Source organism: Virgibacillus necropolis, assembly GCF_002224365.1.
GTDB lineage: Bacteria > Bacillota > Bacilli > Bacillales > Amphibacillaceae > Virgibacillus_F > Virgibacillus_F necropolis.
The window spans coordinates 3,706,707-3,727,021 of the sequence record NZ_CP022437.1; the positions used below are offsets into that span (position 1 = coordinate 3,706,707).

The 20,315-nt window shown below is 36.2% G+C and carries 18 protein-coding genes and 1 riboswitch; of the genes, 3 read left to right on the plus strand and 15 right to left on the minus strand.

Annotated elements, in window-relative coordinates:
• Positions 1–33: 33 nt before the first annotated feature.
• From CFK40_RS17610 to CFK40_RS17620, 3 genes are read right to left on the minus strand one after another with little or no spacing between them, the layout of a single operon-like run.
• Positions 34–1,353 (minus strand): ABC transporter substrate-binding protein, encoded by a 1,320-nt coding sequence (locus CFK40_RS17610; RefSeq protein WP_089533698.1) that lies wholly within the window; start codon positions 1,351–1,353, stop codon positions 34–36.
• Positions 1,354–1,410: 57 nt separating this feature from the next.
• Positions 1,411–2,226, minus strand: coding sequence for a carbohydrate ABC transporter permease (locus CFK40_RS17615; RefSeq protein ID WP_089534444.1), 816 nt, complete (start codon positions 2,224–2,226; stop codon positions 1,411–1,413).
• Between the two features lie 44 nt (positions 2,227–2,270).
• The gene (locus CFK40_RS17620) at positions 2,271–3,212 is read right to left on the minus strand and encodes a carbohydrate ABC transporter permease (protein WP_405196559.1); all 942 of its coding nucleotides are present in this window, start codon (positions 3,210–3,212) and stop codon (positions 2,271–2,273) included.
• Between the two features lie 175 nt (positions 3,213–3,387).
• Here CFK40_RS17620 and CFK40_RS17625 point away from each other — a divergent pair, with 175 nt between their 5' ends.
• Positions 3,388–4,026: a YesL family protein gene (locus tag CFK40_RS17625; RefSeq protein ID WP_089533699.1), complete on the plus strand. Its 639-nt coding sequence runs from the start codon at positions 3,388–3,390 to the stop codon at positions 4,024–4,026.
• Positions 4,027–4,778: 752 nt separating this feature from the next.
• On the opposite strand, the gene CFK40_RS17630 is transcribed toward CFK40_RS17625, so the two are convergent.
• From CFK40_RS17630 to CFK40_RS17655, 6 genes are all read right to left on the minus strand, one after another.
• Positions 4,779–6,272, minus strand: coding sequence for an MFS transporter (locus CFK40_RS17630; RefSeq protein WP_089533700.1), 1,494 nt, complete (start codon positions 6,270–6,272; stop codon positions 4,779–4,781).
• Positions 6,273–6,938: 666 nt separating this feature from the next.
• Positions 6,939–8,015 (minus strand): Gfo/Idh/MocA family protein, encoded by a 1,077-nt coding sequence (locus CFK40_RS17635; RefSeq protein WP_089533701.1) that lies wholly within the window; start codon positions 8,013–8,015, stop codon positions 6,939–6,941.
• A gap of 47 nt (positions 8,016–8,062) precedes the next feature.
• A complete protein-coding gene (locus CFK40_RS17640; RefSeq protein ID WP_089533702.1) occupies positions 8,063–8,923 on the minus strand; it encodes a sugar phosphate isomerase/epimerase family protein in 861 nt (286 codons plus the stop codon).
• Entirely contained in the window at positions 8,923–9,933 is a 1,011-nt protein-coding gene (locus CFK40_RS17645) for a Gfo/Idh/MocA family protein (protein ID WP_089533703.1), read from the minus strand. The genes CFK40_RS17640 and CFK40_RS17645 overlap by 1 nt, the downstream gene beginning before the upstream one ends.
• 63 nt (positions 9,934–9,996) lie before the next feature.
• Positions 9,997–11,151 (minus strand): Gfo/Idh/MocA family protein, encoded by a 1,155-nt coding sequence (locus tag CFK40_RS17650; RefSeq protein WP_193433342.1) that lies wholly within the window; start codon positions 11,149–11,151, stop codon positions 9,997–9,999.
• 20 nt (positions 11,152–11,171) lie between these two features.
• Positions 11,172–12,002, minus strand: a complete 831-nt coding sequence (locus tag CFK40_RS17655) for an AraC family transcriptional regulator (protein WP_161493902.1) — start codon at positions 12,000–12,002, stop codon at positions 11,172–11,174.
• A gap of 323 nt (positions 12,003–12,325) precedes the next feature.
• Between CFK40_RS17655 and CFK40_RS17660 the strand changes: the two genes are divergently transcribed.
• A complete protein-coding gene (locus CFK40_RS17660) occupies positions 12,326–13,516 on the plus strand; it encodes an ROK family transcriptional regulator (protein WP_089533706.1) in 1,191 nt (396 codons plus the stop codon).
• 66 nt (positions 13,517–13,582) lie between these two features.
• Complete coding sequence (locus CFK40_RS17665) at positions 13,583–14,506, plus strand: AEC family transporter (protein WP_089533707.1); 924 nt, start codon at positions 13,583–13,585, stop codon at positions 14,504–14,506.
• A gap of 497 nt (positions 14,507–15,003) precedes the next feature.
• Here the strand turns inward: CFK40_RS17665 and CFK40_RS17670 are convergent, their stop codons facing one another.
• The 6 genes from CFK40_RS17670 to uxaC are packed head-to-tail and all read right to left on the minus strand — an operon-like array spanning position 15,004 to position 19,974.
• Complete coding sequence (locus CFK40_RS17670) at positions 15,004–15,852, minus strand: sugar kinase (protein WP_089533708.1); 849 nt, start codon at positions 15,850–15,852, stop codon at positions 15,004–15,006.
• Positions 15,798–16,004 carry a hypothetical protein gene (locus CFK40_RS17675; protein ID WP_089533709.1) on the minus strand — a complete coding sequence of 69 codons (207 nt, stop codon included), beginning with the start codon at positions 16,002–16,004 and terminating at the stop codon, positions 15,798–15,800. The genes CFK40_RS17670 and CFK40_RS17675 overlap by 55 nt, the downstream gene beginning before the upstream one ends.
• A gap of 3 nt (positions 16,005–16,007) precedes the next feature.
• Positions 16,008–16,640, minus strand: a complete 633-nt coding sequence (locus tag CFK40_RS17680; RefSeq protein ID WP_089533710.1) for a bifunctional 2-keto-4-hydroxyglutarate aldolase/2-keto-3-deoxy-6-phosphogluconate aldolase — start codon at positions 16,638–16,640, stop codon at positions 16,008–16,010.
• Between the two features lie 15 nt (positions 16,641–16,655).
• The gene (locus tag CFK40_RS17685) at positions 16,656–17,507 is read right to left on the minus strand and encodes an SDR family oxidoreductase (RefSeq protein ID WP_089533711.1); all 852 of its coding nucleotides are present in this window, start codon (positions 17,505–17,507) and stop codon (positions 16,656–16,658) included.
• 18 nt (positions 17,508–17,525) lie between these two features.
• Entirely contained in the window at positions 17,526–18,560 is a 1,035-nt protein-coding gene (gene uxuA / locus CFK40_RS17690) for a mannonate dehydratase (protein WP_089533712.1), read from the minus strand.
• A gap of 16 nt (positions 18,561–18,576) precedes the next feature.
• Positions 18,577–19,974, minus strand: a complete 1,398-nt coding sequence (uxaC, locus tag CFK40_RS17695) for a glucuronate isomerase (RefSeq protein ID WP_089533713.1) — start codon at positions 19,972–19,974, stop codon at positions 18,577–18,579.
• A gap of 145 nt (positions 19,975–20,119) precedes the next feature.
• Positions 20,120–20,224: riboswitch (SAM riboswitch) on the plus strand.
• The last annotated feature ends 91 nt before the right edge of the window (positions 20,225–20,315 follow it).

Consider the following 20,315-nt stretch of genomic DNA (forward strand, 5'->3'; position numbering starts at 1 on the left):
TTGTTATCCTCCTAATAGTTGAATGAAACTGCTTTATTTATTATTGTCAATAATCGCTTGCACTTTCTTTTTGGCATTTGATATAGTGGTTTCTAAATCTTGTTCACCCAACAAATACATTTCCGCCTCAGCATTGAATTCACTGTATGCTTCTGACAAAAATGGTTGTGGAACAAATACTTCCGAAGCCTCTGAATTTTTCAATGTATATAATAATGATTCTTTATGAATTGCTTCTGGTTTTGGAGTAGTTGAGATAAGATTATCCACTACTTCATTCAAGTCCGTCTTGGTCCAAGAAGGAATCGAAATGTTTTGTATTTTAATCCCTTCCGTTGTAAACCATCTGATGAATTTATAAGCTTCTTCTTTGTGCTCCGAATTTTTTGCAATACTCATTATGTCTCCTCCCATACGGGCATATGAAGGACCATCTTCCTTATTTTTTGGCCATGGAGCCCAGGCCATAGTGAAATCTGGAGTAAACTCTCCCCATTCTGTAATCATATAACTAGCGGTTGGTATCATACTTGCAGATTGAGAGAAAAACTGTTGTCGATAATCAAGCTTTTGAGAAAGTGTTGCCGACAATGGTACTGACGTTTTATCTTCTTGTTCCATCTCATAACGTAATTTTAACGTCTCTTTTAGCAACGGATCATCCATATTGGAAGAACCATCCTCATTAATAATGTTTATATTTTTTGACTTCCCTAGCAATTTCAAAATAAGATACGTATCTGGCCAAGTATGGAAGTAAGAACCATATGTTTTTTCAGTACCTTCCCCTTTTGTTAACTTTTTAGCGTATTCCTTATAATCATTCCAAGTCCAATCCGTTGGTATTTCTAATCCTGCAGCATCCAAGTGATCTTTGTTCAGTAAAACTAAATTTGTAGTTAGTTTAGCAGGCAAACCGTAATAGGATCCATTTATTGGAGCATACGTATTATTATATTCCTCTTCCACATTAAGACCTTCCTCTTCTACAAAGGAATCAATTGGAGCCACTAGACCGGCTGAGACTCGCTTGGAAAGGTCCAAACTGTTGGCAAACATAAACACATCCAATTGTTCACCTGAAGAAGCAAGCAAATCTAATTTTTTAAGATAATCATCATTTGACATGTTCTCAACTAAAGGAATAGTCTCAACATTTATTCCTGGATGTTCTTTTTCAAATGCTGCAATCACCTCATCCCAATTACCAACCTCATCATTAATCCATGTATGGAACTTGATCGTTACTCCATCTTCCCCATTATCCCCCGAAGCTTCATCATTTCCAGAACAGCCTGCCAATGCAAAAGCTACTACAAGTATACTGAACCACGTTAAAAACCTATGCTTCATTATTTATTCCTCCTTTATTTTTTAAAAGCTATGAATACCCCGTTTTTACTACTCTTTTTATCCTTTTACACCACCTAATTGAATTCCATCAATAACTTGCTTTTGTCCTATTACAAAAATGATAAGCAACGGTATTATCGCAGAAACAGACGCTGCCATCATTAAGGAATAAATACTCCCATGGGCATCTGCGAATTGATAGATTCCTAATTGCAATGTATAAAGATTTTCGGATCGCAGAAATATAAATGGATACTGATAATCATTCCATGTCCAAATAAATCTGAGAATCGCATACGTTGCAATAGCTGGACGAACTAATGGAAGACCAATATGAAAAAAGGTTCTAAAGTGTCCTGCACCATCAATTTTTGCAGATTCTATTATTTCATTACTAACCCCTAAGAAAAATTGCCTAAGCATAAACGTTCCAAAAACACTAAAACTATTTAATAAAACCAATCCCAAGTGTGTATCAATTAACCCAAACCATTTAAATAATAGGAACTGTGTTACTAATAATGATTGTGGGGGAATCATATAGGTTGCAAGCACGATAATAAATAGTAAATCTCTACCCTTGAAATTCACTTTAGCAAAGGCGTATGCTGCTAAGCTTGAAACGGTAACTGACGTTAATGTAGTAAACATTGTTACTTTAAATGAATTCCAATAATATAATAGAAACGTACCTTCACCGAACCATACTTGCGAATAATTGTCGATTGCATTCCATGTTTCCGGAATCCATTGGATAGGAAAAGCTAATACGTCTTCCTCTGGCTTAAATGAAGCAGAAATCATCCAAAAAAAGGGTAACAAAAATATAATTCCACCAATGGCCATGACTACAGTTATTGTCAATTTCCGCATGTTCACCTTTTTTAGCCTTTGTATCAATTAACCCTCCTCCTTTCCTAGTAATTAACCCATTTTTTCTGAACGACTATTTGCAGCCATGTAATAAGAAGAACGACGGCTAATACCACTAATGCTATCGTTGAGGCATATCCTGTTCTCAATTCAACAAATGCTTGTTCATAAAGGTAAACTACTGGTATTGAAGTGGAATAAGCAGGACCACCGTTCGTTAACACGATAATCAAATCAAATACTTTAAAACTACTTATTAGTCCAGTAACCAAAAGTAGAAATGTTGTTGGTGAAACTAGCGGTACTGTAATTTCTCTAAATTGATACCACGCAGTTGCACCGTCCATCTCTGCAGCCTCGTAGAGCTCCTTTGGAATATTTTGCAAACCTGCTAAATAAATAATTAATTGAAACCCTATGTTTGTCCAAATTAGGATTAACATTACAGAAGGAAGAGCGAAATCTACGTCCGCGATCCATCCTGGTGGGTTTTCCACCCCAAGCGACATTAACAATTGGTTGATGGGACCTAAGGTTGGATGAAATAATACTTGGAATACGATCGCAATTGCAACAACACTTGAAATAAATGGCATGAAATATATTACTTTAAAAAAGTCTTTAAAATAAACATGTTTATTAATAACAACAGCAAGAATCAAGGATATAAATAAACCAATTGGAATGGCTAATAACAAAATAATATTATTTGTAAGCGATTTCAAAAAATTGGCGTCATTAAACAATTCCTTAAAATTTGCTAATCCAATAAAATTAAACCCATTTATTCCAGTAACAAAATTCCAGTCAGTAAAACTTAAAAAGAAGGAAGCAATGATTGGAAAAATAACTAAAATTGAAGTCCCGATAAACATAGGGGCTATAAAAAGATAACCCGCTACTGTATCCTTCCATCCGTTAAATGAACTTCGTTTTTTTCTAATTCGCTTTGCATGCGCTTTCTTTTTGCTTTTCAAATTATTCACCCCTTTTCAATTGCTATGATTCTTATTATAGTTTTACAGATTTCACCGAACAATGGATTATTATTACCTAATCGAGAATATTTTTACCTATTCTGATCATTCCTACAATTATCTTGCTAATTTACGAGTTTGTTAGTATTATTGACAAATCAAATCATGTTTTGGGAGGCAGAATATGTCAACAACTGGATTTATGGCAGTAGCTTATAAAATTACAGACTGGATTACGAAATTAGCCTTCATCAATATCCTATGGATTGGATTTACAATAATGGGTTTATTTATTTTTGGACTTTTCCCAGCAACATTTGCTATGTTCTTCGTTATGAGTTTACTAATTAAGAAAGAGGATGTCCCTGTGTTTAAAACATTTTGGAAGTTTTATAAACAGGAATTTTTAAAAAGCAACTTTATAGGAATGATCATCTCGATTATCGCCATTATTTTCTACCTGGAAATTAATTTTATTGCTGACGCTGGTAATAGCTTTCTACAATTATTTTATTATCCATTGATTGTATTAAATTTAATTTTTTATTTATCTGTTCTATATCTTTTTCCGACTTATGTACATTACGACCTAAAATTAGGTCATCTCTTTAAAAATTCTTTTTTAATAATGACAATGAACCCAATGACTACATTTTTTATGCTTTCAGGGTCTTTAATTATTTATTTCGTCATTATTTATTTTCCAGCTATATTACCATTCTTTAGCGGAAGCATTTTATCATTATTAATTATGTGGGCTGCAACAGTTGCTTTTAAAAAAATAGAACAAAAAAAGGTTAAGCTAGATTCAAATAATTGCTAATTATGATTGTCGCTTTTAACTTTAATTTCGGTTCCTAAACCGACTTTCGACTTAAACCCATAGAAATCCCGTCACACTGGGATTTCTACTTTTTACTTGGTCACTACAACCTTTTTTAAAAATTTCGTGTTTTCTTTTCAATGAATTCTTTTATCTTTAAGTGCGTGATCAAAAAGTCGCTGAATTAGAAACAAGAAGTTCAAGGCGACGAAGTCCTTGAGGACCAGACTTGCACAGGATGTGCTGACTTCTACGTCGCCAACAGAACGTGGGCAACGTAGAAGTTCCTCCCTGTTACTGCTACATGAGGACCGGAAAGACAAGCCAACGAAGAAATTCGTAGTTTATCATTTGGTGACTTTTTGAACATCCTCTTTAACAGGTTGTATATTTCTTAATGATTTTTTACCACGGTTACTTGTACTCGGACATGATGAATTTGGTCCTGTTCAACGGTTACAAGTACTACTAGATGGCTTAACTAAACGTCCAACAAGTACAGCTTCCGCCAGTACTTGGTGGGGTGAGATTAAAGCGTCAAAAGCTTAGTAGGTCGTCAAATGTTTTCGGTAGGCCGAGTAATCGCAGGCCCAGAACGTCGCGATGTTAGCCGACCGGAACAAATCAAATAGTATAATTCTTACGTGCAAGAAAAAAGAGGTCGCCTCATTTATAATGAAACTTCCCCTTATTCTAGTATTCTATTTGAACATGGTTTATTATTCTCCTATAAAAGGTTGTTCAAAAAGTCACTATAAAGTATTCGATTTATCTTTCTCTGCTTTTTTTTCTGCAATCTCTGCTTTTCTTTCTGCAATCCCTGCTTGTATTTCTTCCATTGTATTTTGATCAAGTTTATAGAATTTCATACTAACAATCGATACAACTAATAGCAATGCTGGTATTCCAAATGCTAGCGCTAATGTCGCCCAGAATAAAGGAGTTGTTAATGATTCTCCTATTGCTGGATACTCTGATCCATATCCAATCATAGCCACAACTAGGCCCATAATAATCGGAGCTGCAGAAGAAACAAATTGATCGATAAACGAGAAAATTGTACCCATCATACCAGGAATATAACGACCTGATTTATGTGTTTCATAATCTGAAACATCTGCCACCATCGGTACTACGAGTGTAGTTGGAATAGCGCCAAAGCTCATTGCTAAAGTATATAAAGCTAAAAACACAACTGTTGCTACCCCAATATTACTCATTGAAATACTTGTAGGGTCATCTAACACTATAAATAGAAGAAACAAACCAACTAAAGATAGGAAAGCTACCCAAACTGAGGAAAGATACGCCTTCCTTAAGCCTGTTTTTCTAGCTATTGCCACTACTAAAAATACAATCAGTATGTTTGGTATAAGTGTAATCATTCCCATGGTACCACTTAATTCATAATTCCCTAATAAAATTCCAAATAACATAACCACTACAACCGATTGACGTAGAAGCTGAAAAGCGAGTTTATCGGCAGACGCTGAAAGTGAAAGCAATAGTAATGGTCTATTTCTCTTAACAACTTGCCAGTATTCGCGAATAGAATTAGTTTCAGTCGTATCTTCCCCTAATCCGTAGTTTTCTTTATTATCTTTATTACCTAGACCTATGACAGCTAATACGGCAAAAACACCTGAGAGAATCAATGCATAGGTATTTAATTCTGCAAATAAATCTAACGTAAATCCTCCGTGTTTTGCAACCAGATATGAAGCTACAAAAACCTGTCCACCAGTAAAAATTAAAGCATTATATATACCATCAAAAACAGCATATAATGGGCGTTGTTTAGGGTGATTGGTTAATACAGTCTGTCCAGCTTTAGTAACCGATGTTTGAATCGAATATCCTATTTTGTGTATGATATAAAACAGGACTAAGGCAATTAACCGTACTCCTTCTGGTAATAAATGTGTTGCATAAATAAGTAAAACAGAAAACGCTAAGATTATATTTCCAATGATTATTAATGGTCTATATTTCCCAAATCTTGTTTCTGTTTTATCGATAATAAATCCTATAACAGGATCTATTAAACCGTCAAAGAGTCTCATTGCTCCCAAAAGGGTACTTACTGCTAAAACCGCTATTCCAACAAAACCTGTCGCGTAGTAAGTTACAAATGCTAAAGCAAACAAATAAAGGTTTGTCGATGTATTATTCAAAGTGAATAATCCAATTTGCCATAATTTAGCCGTATTATATTGGTGATTATTTTCTACCGTTTTAGTTGACATAATACTCCCCCATATTAAATCTTTTTTAATAAGATTTGAATTAATCCAAAAACAAACTAAATAACTTACCTGTAGAACTAGCTGGTTTACACTCTCAACTCTAATTAAATTAAACCGCTTACATAATAAATTATTAAAACTACTTTGTGTTTTATTATCCTATAGATAGTTTGTTTCGAAAACAAACTATCTATAGGATCAAAGAATAACCCCATGGGTATTTAATTCAGTAAACAATACCATAATATAAACTCCGTCAAAAATTAAAAAAGCGGACATTGCTTTGGTAACACTAGTTTAAAATGAATAACCAATTTTATAACTACTAACATCACAGTTAGGAAATTTAGCAGTGTTATATTCACGGCCATTTCCTTTTGTATTTCTTGACATACTCCCCCCTTGGTTTAATGCGCCTTCATATGGGTGACTTCTTTGTGAAATATGCCACAAAAGCATCATATTAAAACGCAATGTTTTTATTTTGTTCACCAAACAAACTAAAGAGTAGTTACATAATAAATGTAAGCGCTTCAAATAGCAAGTGTTTTTTTGATTTTTTAAATAATTAATGCCCCATATTGCTCTTTTAAAAATTAAGAGTATATAGAGCACTTTATTTTATAGCCTAGAATATTGTTTTTTACTTTTCATAGAGTTCTAGTGTTACTTCGATACTATAATTGCCTGTTCTTGGGCTATGAGACATAACTCCGCCGCTTTAAAAGCGTGGGCCTGCGTCATCGCATTATCCGTACGATCCATACAATCTTTAATAAATTCACCAAAAAACGGGAAGCCAACCTTGCCTGATAGCTCGTAATGTTTCTCACCATCTTTATTCACTAGATAGAGATGATCACCGGTATCTGCTTCCTGCGCTACATCAACGTATTTACGAATTTCAATCGTTCCCTCTGTTCCGGTAATAAAGGTACGTCCATCTCCCCATGTACGTAATCCATCAGGGGTAAACCAATCCACTTTGAAAATTTGTGTTGCTCCATTATTACCAAGTAAAGTTGCATCGCCATAATCCTCTAATTCTGGATACTCTGGATTATTGTAGTTACCTACTTTACTATGTAAAATTTCCGCATCTTCACAACCTGTATAGTACAAAAATTGCTCAATTTGGTGGCTACCGATATCACATAGGATTCCACCATATTGTTCTTTATTGAAAAACCAATTTGGGCGACTTGGAGCATTCAGACGATGTGGTCCAAAACCTGTGACCTGAATCACTTTTCCAATTGCGCCATCGTTGATCAAATCACCTGCAAAAACAGCGCCCTCTACATGTAACCGTTCACTGAAATAAACCATATACTTTTGCCCTGTTCGTTCTACTACACGTTTCGTCTCTTCTAATTGAGCCATCGTGGTAAATGGCGTCTTATCTGTAAAGTAATCTTTTCCAGCCTCCATTACTTGATTGCCAAGTGCACTTCGTTCCGATGGGATGGCTGCCGCTGCTACTAGTTTAATTGTTTCGTCATTCAAGATTTGCTCTAATGAATCAGCTACTTGAACCTCCGGGAATTCTTTAACAAAGCCTGCTACCTTTTCCTTATCTGGATCGTAAACCCATTTCAACGTGGCACCCGCTTCAACTAAACCATTACACATGCCATAAATATGACCATGATCCAATGCGGCTGCAGCGATTGGGAATTCCCCTTCCTTTACAACCGGATTCGGCTTCCCTTTTGGTGCATAATTCATTCCGTCCTTACCCATTAATTATCACTCCTGTATACATCTATTAATCCATTTCTAGTTTTTTCTTAGAACCAGTCGGCATAACCTAGTTCTCTTAAATTATCTGCTGATATTTTAAGGCAGTCGAACGGATCCTTCCCGTACGTATCATCCTGTTCAATTAAGAAGTATTGCACACCGCTATCTAGACCTGTTTCAATAATAGCCTTCATATCAAGGTTTCCTTCGCCTACTTCAGCAAACTCTATCAAGTTGGTGAATTTCCCAAAAAATTTACCCATATCTTTTAAATCATCTTCCTCGACATCCAATTTTCCAATACGATAATCTTTCAAATGTAATAGCGAAATACGTCCTTTATATTCTTTAATAAATTCAACCGGATTGACACCAGCCCGTTGAATCCAATGTACATCTAATTCAAAGCCGAGCTTTGATGTATTGTTTTTGATCAGATCCAATAAATACTCGCCATCAAATTTTTGAAATTCAATATGATGTGTATGATAATACAATTCAATTCCTTGTTCGACCAGTTTTCCAGCCATTGCCTCTGCTCTTTCGATAAAAGCAATGATTTGATCCTTATCACTCATTACATTTAATGGGAGCATCCCAATACGTAAGAAGTTACAATCAAGTGTTTTACAATCGTTGACAATTTTATCAAAATCATCTGTTAACGTCTCACCAGGGGCACCTGGCATCATTGGCTCTAAAGGAGCAGACATTGCTGCAATTTTAATATCGAAATCTTTACTTGCCCGTTTCAACTCTGCTACATTTTCCTCTGTCATCGGAATTTGTGATACTTCTACTGCACCATAACCAAGTTCAGATAACCTTTTCATCGTTTCATAGGCACCAAGTTCTTCCACTTTTCCTTTTAGCATCATCATTTGTACGCCAATTTTTCCTTTTATCATTATTGGTATACCTCCATTTTTATTTCTTGTTTAATTTCTGAAGATCTACGAATCGCACTGATCATCTCCATGGATGTTTGCGCATCCTTTACATGGATATAATCCTGAGAATCATTTTTGATACATGTGTAGAAATGATTAATTAATTTAGCATGGCTAGCCCCATAATAAAATTTTGATCCAGGAAGTTTTTGATCTTCTATTATTTCTACTTTTTTCCCCTGTTCATTTATCTTTGTTAGAATACTGTCTTTTATCGTTAATTTACCTTTTTCTAACATAACCTGTAGCTCGACACTGGAATTTCCTGCATTCGTGTTTGTTGCAAAAAATAATCCAGTAGAACCATTGCTAAATTGAATGTTGGCTACTGCTGTATCTTCTACTTCATAACCATAATCAAATAAGTTATCTATGGATCCTCTAATTGTGTTAATTTGACCACCGAGCAATTGCATTAAATCCAATGTGTGTATCGCTTGGTTAATCATGACACCACCGCCAGCATATTTCATTTGACCTCGCCATGGTTTGACATCATAATACGCCTTTGACCGAAACCACGTGACCAACCCTTTTAAACCAGTTATTTTACCGTATTTTCCACTTGCTACAATTTCCTGGAGCTTTTCAAATGTTTCATTGAATCGATTTTGGAAGGATACACATATCTTAATATCTTTATTTGCTTCTTCCAAATCTACTAAGGACATGCCTTCTTCCGCATTTCGTGCCAAAGGCTTTTCTTGAAATACATGGACACCCTTTTCCACACACGCTTTAGTCGCCAAATAATGGAGGTGATGCGGCAGACAAACATGCACACAATCTAGGTTCTCCTGTTCAAGCATCTCCTCATAGTCGGAATAAAAGTTGACTCCCGGAACTGTATCTTTTAATGCTTCATCACTATCGCACACGGCTGTCAATTCTGAATTAGGGTTAGCTTGAATCGCTGGTATATGAATCTTCGAAATATCTCCAAGCCCAATAACGGCTATTTTAAGCATAAGCTCGTTCCCCCTTAAAACTAACACATAGCCAAGCCGGCAATGTGTTAGTTTGCTAGATTATTATTTTTGATTGACTTTTTCTTCTTCTATCTTTTTGTTTAATTCGTTCAGGTAGACATCTTCATCCACTGGCATTTCAACTTCCTTACCTAACCAGCTTGATAGATGGATAGCGTTGGCTAACGCAACACCATTTATGCCGTCGCTTCCAGGTGCCAGTAAAGGAGTTCCATCTAAAATATTGGCCGCGAAGTTTTCCATCACTGCAGTATGCTGCCCGCCCCAAACACTTTCGAATTCAATTACTTCCTCACTATAAACTTCCGACAGCTCTCCACCCATGAAGAGTTTTGTAACATCTGCCCAGCTCATTGTATCGCTCATTTCAGACTCAGATTTATGAAGCCGTTTAATGGTAACCTTCTTGCTATCATCGACTACTATTTTTCCTTTGTCACCAAGAATTTCGAAGCGATCTGTTCCCATAATGTCATGTGTACAAGTTATAAATACACCAGTTGCACCGTTACCATAATCAAGTAGCGTCGTAACCTCATCTTCCACAGCAATATCTCGTTGGTAGCCGTATTTTACATTCGAATAAACCTTTTTAGGAACACCGCAAATCCATTGCAATAAATCTAATTGATGTGGTGCCTGGTTAACAAGAACACCGCCACCTTCACCTTCCCATGTTGCTCTCCACGCACTTTGGTCATAGTAGCCTTGAGGCCTCCACCATGTAGTAATAATCCAATTTGTACGACGAATATCACCAATTTCGCCATTATCAATAACTTCTTTAACTTTTTGATATAGTTCATTAGTTCTTTGGTTAAACATAATTCCAAAAGTTAATTCTGGTTTTGTTGCGGCAAATTCATTTAATTCTTTTACCTGTTTTGTATAAACACCTGCTGGTTTTTCAACCAATGCATGGATATCTCTTTTTAATGCATTTATCCCCATTTCTGGATGTAAGTAATGTGGGACACACGTAACTATTGCATCAACATTTCCACTTTCCATCATATCGATGTAGTTGTCATAGAAAGGAACGTCAGGATATTTTTCCTCAGCCACTGCTCTTTTCTCTGAGTCGGTGTCACAAATAGCACCAATTTCCATGTTTTTCACTCTACCCTCTGTGATAAATCCAGCGTATGCACCACCTTGTGCACCTAATCCAATAATTCCTAATCTTATTTTTTTCATAATCAGTTCTCCTTATAATTTTATTGACGTAATTTCCGATATTCTCTTGCTGTCACGCCTACCTTTTTGCGAAAATAACGACTAAAATGGGAAACGCTTTCAAATCCACTTTCAATGGCAATATCTTTTAAAGCTTTATCAGGCTCCATTTCAAGTAAATACTTCACTTGTGTTAACCGACATCCCATTAAATATTCCAAAACAGTAAAGCCTGTCATTTCTTTAAATAAATGGGAAACATAAGATTTACTTAAATTAAGTGCCTCGGCAATAGAAGCCACTGTCAGCTTACGCATATAATTAGATTGAATATATGCCCCTATATTTTCCGCGTACTCAGTCTTCTCTGTTTTGTTCGGTAATTTCCGCGAGTCCATTTGACCTAGTCGATTAACACTAATCAAAACCTGCAGAAACAAGACTTTCATTTCTGTTTCTGCATAAACATCATGTACTGATATTTGCTTTATCACTTGCAACCGACGAATAAGTTCTTCTAATTGCTTCGATTCGCTATTTTCATTCGTTCGAATTAAACAGTGATGGAGCTTTTGAAATGGATCCAATAAATGCACACTGTCCATTTCACCTAGTACACTTTCAATCCACTGAGGCGAAAAGTGAATGGTACTTCGAACGTATTCACTATTCTGACGAACATTTGGTTTATGAAGTGCAATACCATCCATTAATAAAATATCGCCACGCTCCAAATCATAAATTTGATTATGAATCAAATACCTGCATGAGCCTGCATGAAAAAAATAAATCTCATACTCTTGATGTGAATGGTAGTCAAAAGATCCTAAGTTTCCGTGCACTCGATAGTTAACAATTAATGGTTCGTTCAAACTGACCATTCCTTTCAGTGAACTTATTCTAAGTTTATAACAACTAACTGTTAAAATCATTGCCTCAAACTGTCTATTTATTCGGTAAAATTGACTGTTTGTGCTTTTTTAAAAGCAGTTTTAACTAAATTCAATCCAAAATAGACAGTTTCATTCCAATAGCTTATATTTTGTTATATAATAAAATTACAGTATTTGTAATCGCTTTACTAATTGTATTTACTTTTTATTTTACTATTTTATTTGTCCATTAAACAAATAAAATATATTCATTTTAAAACCCACTCCATTTAATACATTTCAAAATACTAGGGGGTTGTCGCATGATCACAGGTGACGGTGCTTACATAAAGAAAATTAATAGGGGCTTACTTTTAAAAACGATAATCGAACATGGTATGATATCGCGGGCTGACTTATCAAAAATAACTGGCCTAAACAAAGCAACTATTTCTGTTCAGGTTGCTAATCTTTTGGAAGAAGAACTAATTTATGAAACACAGCAAGAGCATAATGCTGTTGGCAGAAGACCTATCATGCTTTGTATTAACGGTGATGCGGGATATGTTTTAGGAATCGATCTTGACTATAGACATATTCAATATACTGTTTCAGATTTACGGGGGTATCCAATTCAAAGTGATACGATTCAACTGAAAGTCGATGATTTTGATGCTATCGTACAGTTATTAATTAAACAAATTAAAGAGTATGATAAAAAGTATTCAACTAGCCGTTATGGTTTGGTGAGTGTGATGATTGGGATTCATGGCACTGTTAATAATGATGAAAGCATCCTGTTCGTACCTAAGAATCAATGGCGCAATAAAAACTTAAAGGACCCACTCGAACAAGCATTAAACATAACTATCTCCATTGAAAATAATGCTAATCTATCGTCCTATGCCGAAAAGGTCTACAAGCACCATAAAAGTGATAATTTACTAACGATCATTTTGACTTCGGGTATTGGGGCAGGAATCATCATCGACGGTAAGCTTCATAAAGGATATCACGGCTATGCTGGTGAGATGGGGCATATGATTATTTCTCCAGATGGGGAACTTTGTAGATGTGGTAATCATGGTTGCTGGGAGCTGTATGCGGCTGAACCAAGTTTGTTCAGGCAGCTTTCAAAGGATTTGAATAAACCAAATTTAACATATCAGGATGTAGAAACTTTGATAATTGAACAAGACCCTATTGCTGAGAAGCATTTGAAAAAATTTATAAGCTATCTATCGATTGGCATAAACAACATCATCAATTTATATAACCCAGAAACTCTGGTTTTAAATAGCGAGATATTGCAAATGTATCCAAATACAATTGATAAAATAAAAAACAATTTAACTTCATCTGTAAGCCAATACCGTGAATTAGTTATATCCGATCTTGGTAATAAAGCTTGTGTACTAGGTGCATGTGCATTAGCAATTCAACGCTTTCTAGAAGTCCCTGAGCTTATTTTAACGATTCCAGAAGAACCTGTTATAGGAAAAGCAGTTCATTAGTAAAAGAATTCCCTGTTTTTCCTACAGGGAATTCTTTTACTATTAATTAGAAAGGCAGGCATTATTTTGACAGAACTATTCATTATTCTAAAAGATATCCTTTTACCTATTTTCGTTATCATGGGTATTGGTTTTTTCATGCAAAAAAAGTTCAACCTAGATATACAAACGTTAGCAAGAATAAATATTTACTTTCTTGTCCCAGGCTTCATATTTGTTAAATTATACAGCACGCAGTTCTCCTTCAATTTATTTATAAAAGTACTGATTTTTTTTGTGATTTATGTGTTTATCCTTTATCTTATTTCAATTTTAGTAGCTAAGGTGATAGGCGCTGATAAAGGAATGAAGACATCCTTTTCTAATAGTGTGATGTTCTTTAACTCGGGAAATTACGGTGTCCCCGTTAATGACTTAGTTTTTAAAAGTGACCCATTTGCTATGTCTATTCAAGTTATCGTTCTTACGCTGCAAAATATATTCTTATTTTCCTATGGCATTTTCTCGCTTCAATCTATTAAAATAGGAAAATTACAGGCTGCACTTGGTTATTTTAAAATGCCAGTTTTATATGCTTTAATAGCAGGAATAACCTTAAATATCTTTAGTGTTCCGATTCCCTCATTTATTTGGGTGCCTGCTAATTATATTTCTGAAGCGATGATTTCTCTTGCATTGTTAACTTTGGGTGCCCAGGTAGCTAATATTAAATTTAAATCAGGATTGTCATCCGTATATTTGAGTTTATTGCTTCGTCTAGTAGTTGGCCCATTAGTCGCATTGGTAATAATTTTTATTTTTAACATAAGTGGAATCACAGCTCAAGCATTGTTAATCGCCTCTGCAATGCCTACATCTGTAAACAGTGCAGTTATTGCACAAGAATATAAAAATCATCCTAATTTTGCGGCACAGGTCGTATTGTTTTCAACCCTATTCAGTGCTATTACGGTCACGATGGTTATTTATTTAGCAAGGGTTTTATTTTAAAGCTGTTTTCTCAAAGATTGTTGTTTTTGACACAAAATCTATAGACTACGACGTAAGTGCTGGTTGATTTCCGCTGCGGGCAGTCGCGCACCTTAGGGCGGCTGGTGAGCCTCCTCGTGCTGTCGCACTGTGGGGTCTCACCTATGCCTATCCTCCCGCAGGAGTCGACTGCCCTCCGCTCCAATCACTGAAGAGTGAAGAGATGAATGTTATGAATTTTAGGAGGAGTTCAACCCTAGTGAAGGAAATCCACGTAGACTCCTGCGGGAAAGCGAAGACGATGAGACCCCGCAGTGAGCGGTTTTTGCTCGCGAGGAGGCTCATCGCGAGCCCGTGGAAAGCGTAGTGGATTTCCGGAACGGTTGTTCAAGCACAAAACATGGCACTTACGTCGCATTTTATATCAATTACGAGGGTTAAAGAACAACAAAATCTACGAAAAGGACATAAAAGAAAAAAGATGGCGTATGCTTTAAAAAGCACACGCCATCTTTATTTTATCTATTCACGTCTTTCCCTTGACTGGCGAGAAACTCTGCCACTTCATCAGCATTGAATTGATTATGGTCCCCGTATACCAGATGCTTCAATACACTTGATCCAATACCAAATTCAATCGTTTCTTGCGAATTTAAATTCGCCAAAATTCCGTGTATTACACCAGCGGCAAATGCATCACCACCGCCAATTCGATCCACTATTTCAAATGAAAAACTATTACTTTTATAAAGAACACCATTATTAAAAATGTAACCTTCAAGTTCGTTGCTCGAGGAAGAATGAACAGTTCTATTAGTGCATGAAAAATAAGCTATATCGTAGTGTTCAGCAAACTCTCCGTAATACCTTTCTAAAACTGCCTCATCAAATTGTTCTGGCCCGTCATTTCCTAGAAGGTAAACAAAATCTTTATAACCTGCAAAGCAAATATCAACATAGGGTAAAATCTTCAAAAATGTCTCCCTTGCTTCTTCAACTGACCATAACTTACTTCGGTAATTAAAATCAAAGCTTACTTGGATGTTTCGCTTTTTTGCCTCTTTAATAGCTAGTAGCGTGAAATCTTTCATTTCAGCACTTACTGCTGGCGTTATACCAGTAGTGTGTAGGAGATCAATGTCACTATAAATAGCATCCCAATTAATCGTTTCATTCGGTAATTCAAGGAAAGATGAATATTTACGATCATAAATTACTTTAGCCTGTCTAAGCGAAAATCCTTCTTCATAATAATAGCTGCCGATTCGCTCTCCACTACGAAAAACCCACGTTGTATCAATTCCTCCTGATTTTAAATGAGCCTCTGCGGCATCACCCAGATCATTCGGGGTAAAGCCGTAAGACAGGAAACATCATGGTCGAAATTACTTAGCGACCTGGCTACATTGGCTTCAGCGCCACCGTAATATGCATGAAAGCCTCCAGCTTGATTTAATCGTTGATTATTGATAGGTGTTAGACGTAATAGTATCTCGCCAAGTGTTACAATTTTGCCCATAGCTTATTCCCCATTTACCTTTTGTTGAAATTCTCGTGCAAGCTGCTCCACTTTTCCGTAGTCACCATCTTTTGCCGGTTTAGTAATTTCACCACCAACACCTACCATCAATGCACCAGCATCGAGCCAAGTATCTACATTATCTATTGTAATTCCACCAGTAGGCATAATTGCTACATGCGGAAGTGGCCCATGGATATTTTTAATAAATGATGGATCAAAAGCATTTCCAGGAAATAGTTTAACTACCGACACACCATATTCTATTGCATGGATTATTTCATTTACTGACATACATCCAGGTAAGTATGGAATAGCATAGCGGTTACACAGTTTCGCTGTATCTACGTCAAAACCTGGACTCACAATAAACTTTGCACCAGACAGGATAGCTACTCTAGCAGTTTCACTATCGAGTACTGTACCAGCGCCAACTAAGACGTCATCATTATATTTGTCTCCAAGTGCTTCTAACAAACGCCCAGCTTTCGGAACGGTAAAAGTGACTTCTAACGTTTTTATCCCACCCTTAACACAAGCTTCTGCAGTTTCTTCTGCCATAGCAAGATTATCACCACGAATAACAAGGGCTAATTTATTTGCTATCATTTGACTTAAAATATGATAGGATTGCATCTATTTTCATCCTTTCTACACACCTGAATAAGCTGAAAAGCCACCATCGATTGGGACAACAATGCCATTTACAAAACTAGAGGACTGTTGGTCTACTAGCCAAAGTAATGTTCCAACTAACTCTTCAGGCTCACCAAATCGAGCTAAAGGTGTTTGTGATAAAATTTTATTCGCGCGTTCACTTAATTCCCCATTTTCCTTAAGCATTAAGCCTTCATTTTGTTCTGTAAGGAAAAAACCTGGTGCAATCGCATTAACGCGGATGCCGACTTTGGAAAAATGGACTGCTAACCATTGTGTGAAGTTACTTATTGCCGCCTTGGCGCCACTATAAGCAGGTATCTTGGTTAGCGGTCGGTATGCATTCATAGATGACACATTAATAACCGTCGCACCTTCCTGATCAACCATATCTTTTCCAAAGACCTGTGTAGGCAATAGCGTACCTATGAAGTTCAGGTTAAATAACCCTCCAACAGATTCAGAGTCCAGGTCAAAAAATGTTTGTTGCTCACCGTCTTGCAAATCTTCTACATTAAAAAACTCTTTTGATGTTGTCGCTTTCGCATGATTGCCCCCTGCCCCATTAATTAAAATAGAACATGGTCCAGCCACCTCTAGAACCTTTTGATGTACTGCTTCTAATTCCGTTTTATTTAGTACATCCACACTATAACCGAACGCTTCTCCGCCCTGTTCTTTTATTTGCTCAACCACGGTATCAATCTTCTCTTTATTTCTTGCTAACACTACGACCTTGGCACCCGCTTGTGCTAATGCTTTCGATAATACAGAACCTAACACACCACTGCCACCAGTAACGACAGCTACTTTATTCTTTAAATTTATGTGAAATGGTATTTGCATGGTTACGCCTCCTTCTTTTTATTTACGATTAAGTGTATCTATAATGCCATTTAAATAAGTTGCCCCGAGTGACCGGTCATATAATCCATATCCTGGTCTACCTTCTTCTCCCCATATCATTCGCCCGTGATCCGGACGAATAGGACCAGTGAATCCACAGTCATACAGCTTTTCAACTACGCTAACCATATCAATTGATCCATCTCTGGAAAGATGGGAAGTTTCTTGAAATGATAATTCACCAATCCATTTTACATTGCGAGCATGAACAAAATGAATTCGCCCTTTGGCAGCCTCAATTATTTCCAAGAGGTCATTTTCCGGGTTCGCTCCATAAGAACCCGTGCAAAACGTAATTCCATTATTAGGACTGTCAACTGCTTGTAGCATGTGTTGAACATTTTCTTTATTGGTAATAACTCGTGGAAGTCCGAATATCGGCCATGGTGGATCGTCTGGATGTATCGCCAACAGAATATCCTCTTCTTCAGCAACTGGTACTACTTCTTTTAAGAAATAAATTAAATTATCCATGAGTTGCTGTTCAGAAATGGTTTGATATTGATCAATAATCTTCCGAAGATCTCCTGTTTGATACGACAGATCCCAACCGGGCAATTGAAGTTCTCCGCCTAATGGATCAATATCCTTTACCAACTTATCATCATATAACAATGAATTAGAACCGTCAGCCAAAGGAGCATCCAGTTGCGAACGAGTCCAATCAAACACTGGCATAAAGTTATAACAAATCGTCTTTATTCCAGCTTTTGAGAGGTTTCGTAATGTTTCCTTGTAATTCGTAATCCATTTATCTCTAGTAGAAAGCCCCATCTTAATCTCTTCATGAACTGGTACACTTTCAATAACATTAAGCGTTAGGCTATGTTTTTCAATTATTTCCTTTAACTCTACTATTTTATCGTATGACCAAATTTCTCCTACTGGTGTATCATAAATGGCGGAAACAATTCCAACCATACCAGGTATTTGTCTTATTTGTTCTAGTGTTACTGGATCGTCTTCCCCATACCAACGAAAACTCATTTCCATATAGATTCACCTCTTCCTATAAATTAAAATAGCGTTTTGCATTGTAATAACAAATATTCTCTACATATTTGCCCAAGAACTCCAGATCATTTGGTACTTTCCCTTGATCTACCCATGTCCCAATCAAGTTACATAATATTCTTCTAAAATATTCATGGCGTGAAAATGATAGAAAGCTTCTAGAATCTGTTAACATCCCAACAAAATTACTAATTGATCCAACATTCGCTAGAATTTTCATTTGATCTTCCATGCCATCAATATGGTCGTTATACCACCAAGACGTACCAAACTGAACTTTCCCGGCAATCTCATCGTTTTGATAGTTTCCTGCCATTGATGCAAGAATATAATTATCACGTGCATTCAAACTATATAAAATTGTTCTGGGCAGGCTTTCTTTTTGCTCCAAAGCATCTAATAGATTTGCTAATGGCTCTGCTACCAATTGATCACCAATAGAATCATAGCCGCTATCTGGACCAAGTTTGTTAAACATTCGTGTATTGTTATTCCGCTTTGCCCCTATATGTAGTTGCATCACCCAACCTTTTATGGCGTACATTTCAGCCAATGAAAGTAATGTATACGTTTTAAATTGATCGATTTCTTTAATTGTTAATTCCTGATCATTCATCCGCTTACGAAAAATAGCTTCAACATCATCTTTTGTTGCTTCCTCATAGAACATAACACTAATGCCATGATCTGAACTTTTACACCCATGTTTATCAAAATAATCAACACGATTTTCTAAGCCTATTAGAAATTCTTCATAATTATCAATCGAGGAATTTATCGCCTGTGCTAATTGATCCACCCAGGCAACAAATTCATCCTTTTCGATTTGAATACCTTTGTCAGGTCGAAAGGATGGGGATACCTGAGTCGTAAAATCGTCTTGCATTAATTGGGCATGTATCGCTAAGTCATCTGTTGGATCATCTGTTGTTCCTACAAATTCGACCTTTTCTTTTTTTAATAAAGATCTTACCGACAAATCCGGAGTGGCTAATTGCTTGTTTGCTTCCTCCCAAATTGCTGGAGCGGATTGTTCATTTAAAAGCTTTTCAATATTGAAATATCGTAACAATTCTAGATGTGTCCAATGGTACAGCGGATTACCAATCATGTTTGGAACTGTTTTAGCCCATGCTAAGAATTTATCGTAATCAGATTTATTTCCAGTAATAAAATCCTCATTTATTCCATTTGCACGCATAGCTCTCCATTTATAATGATCACCAGCGAGCCAAATTTCTGCTAGATTCGTATAATTTTTATCTGATAGAATTTCTTCTTGATTTAGGTGATTATGATAGTCGATTATCGGCAAATTTTTGGCCTTATTATGGTAAAGCTCCTTTGCTGCGTCACTATATAATAAAAAGTCATCTGTAATAAATGTTTTCATTTCACATCATGCCCTTTCCTTTTTACAATTTTACCTCATAATTAGTTTGCTCGGTAAACAAACTAATAAGTCTATAATATATGTAAGCGGTTTACATTTCAAGTTTTTTCTTGAAATTAGTTCTTTTTGTTTATAGATGTGTTTCAACTTATCAAGAGAGGTTAAGGTACTGACCCACCATTACACCTCAGCAACCAGTCATTCATGGCGCGGTGCTAATCTCATTAAGTAGCTATCTAGGTGATAAGAAGAATGTTAATATTACAAAATTAGAAAACTTGGCTTTCGCCAAGCCTTTGGGCGAATGCCTTAGTTGCACTTATGCAAAAAGAAATACGGGT

Coding starts and splice junctions, on each gene's coding strand:
- CFK40_RS17610 (WP_089533698.1), bottom strand. CDS start 1,353: ATGAAGCATAGGTTTTTAACGTGGTTCAGTATACTTGTAGTAGCTTTT.
- CFK40_RS17615 (WP_089534444.1), bottom strand. CDS start 2,226: ATGCGGAAATTGACAATAACTGTAGTCATGGCCATTGGTGGAATTATA.
- CFK40_RS17625 (WP_089533699.1), top strand. CDS start 3,388: ATGTCAACAACTGGATTTATGGCAGTAGCTTATAAAATTACAGACTGG.
- CFK40_RS17630 (WP_089533700.1), bottom strand. CDS start 6,272: ATGTCAACTAAAACGGTAGAAAATAATCACCAATATAATACGGCTAAA.
- CFK40_RS17635 (WP_089533701.1), bottom strand. CDS start 8,015: ATGGGTAAGGACGGAATGAATTATGCACCAAAAGGGAAGCCGAATCCG.
- CFK40_RS17640 (WP_089533702.1), bottom strand. CDS start 8,923: ATGATAAAAGGAAAAATTGGCGTACAAATGATGATGCTAAAAGGAAAA.
- CFK40_RS17645 (WP_089533703.1), bottom strand. CDS start 9,933: ATGCTTAAAATAGCCGTTATTGGGCTTGGAGATATTTCGAAGATTCAT.
- CFK40_RS17650 (WP_193433342.1), bottom strand. CDS start 11,151: ATGAAAAAAATAAGATTAGGAATTATTGGATTAGGTGCACAAGGTGGT.
- CFK40_RS17660 (WP_089533706.1), top strand. CDS start 12,326: ATGATCACAGGTGACGGTGCTTACATAAAGAAAATTAATAGGGGCTTA.
- CFK40_RS17675 (WP_089533709.1), bottom strand. CDS start 16,004: ATGGGCAAAATTGTAACACTTGGCGAGATACTATTACGTCTAACACCT.
- CFK40_RS17680 (WP_089533710.1), bottom strand. CDS start 16,640: ATGCAATCCTATCATATTTTAAGTCAAATGATAGCAAATAAATTAGCC.
- CFK40_RS17685 (WP_089533711.1), bottom strand. CDS start 17,507: ATGCAAATACCATTTCACATAAATTTAAAGAATAAAGTAGCTGTCGTT.
- uxuA (WP_089533712.1), bottom strand. CDS start 18,560: ATGGAAATGAGTTTTCGTTGGTATGGGGAAGACGATCCAGTAACACTA.
- uxaC (WP_089533713.1), bottom strand. CDS start 19,974: ATGAAAACATTTATTACAGATGACTTTTTATTATATAGTGACGCAGCA.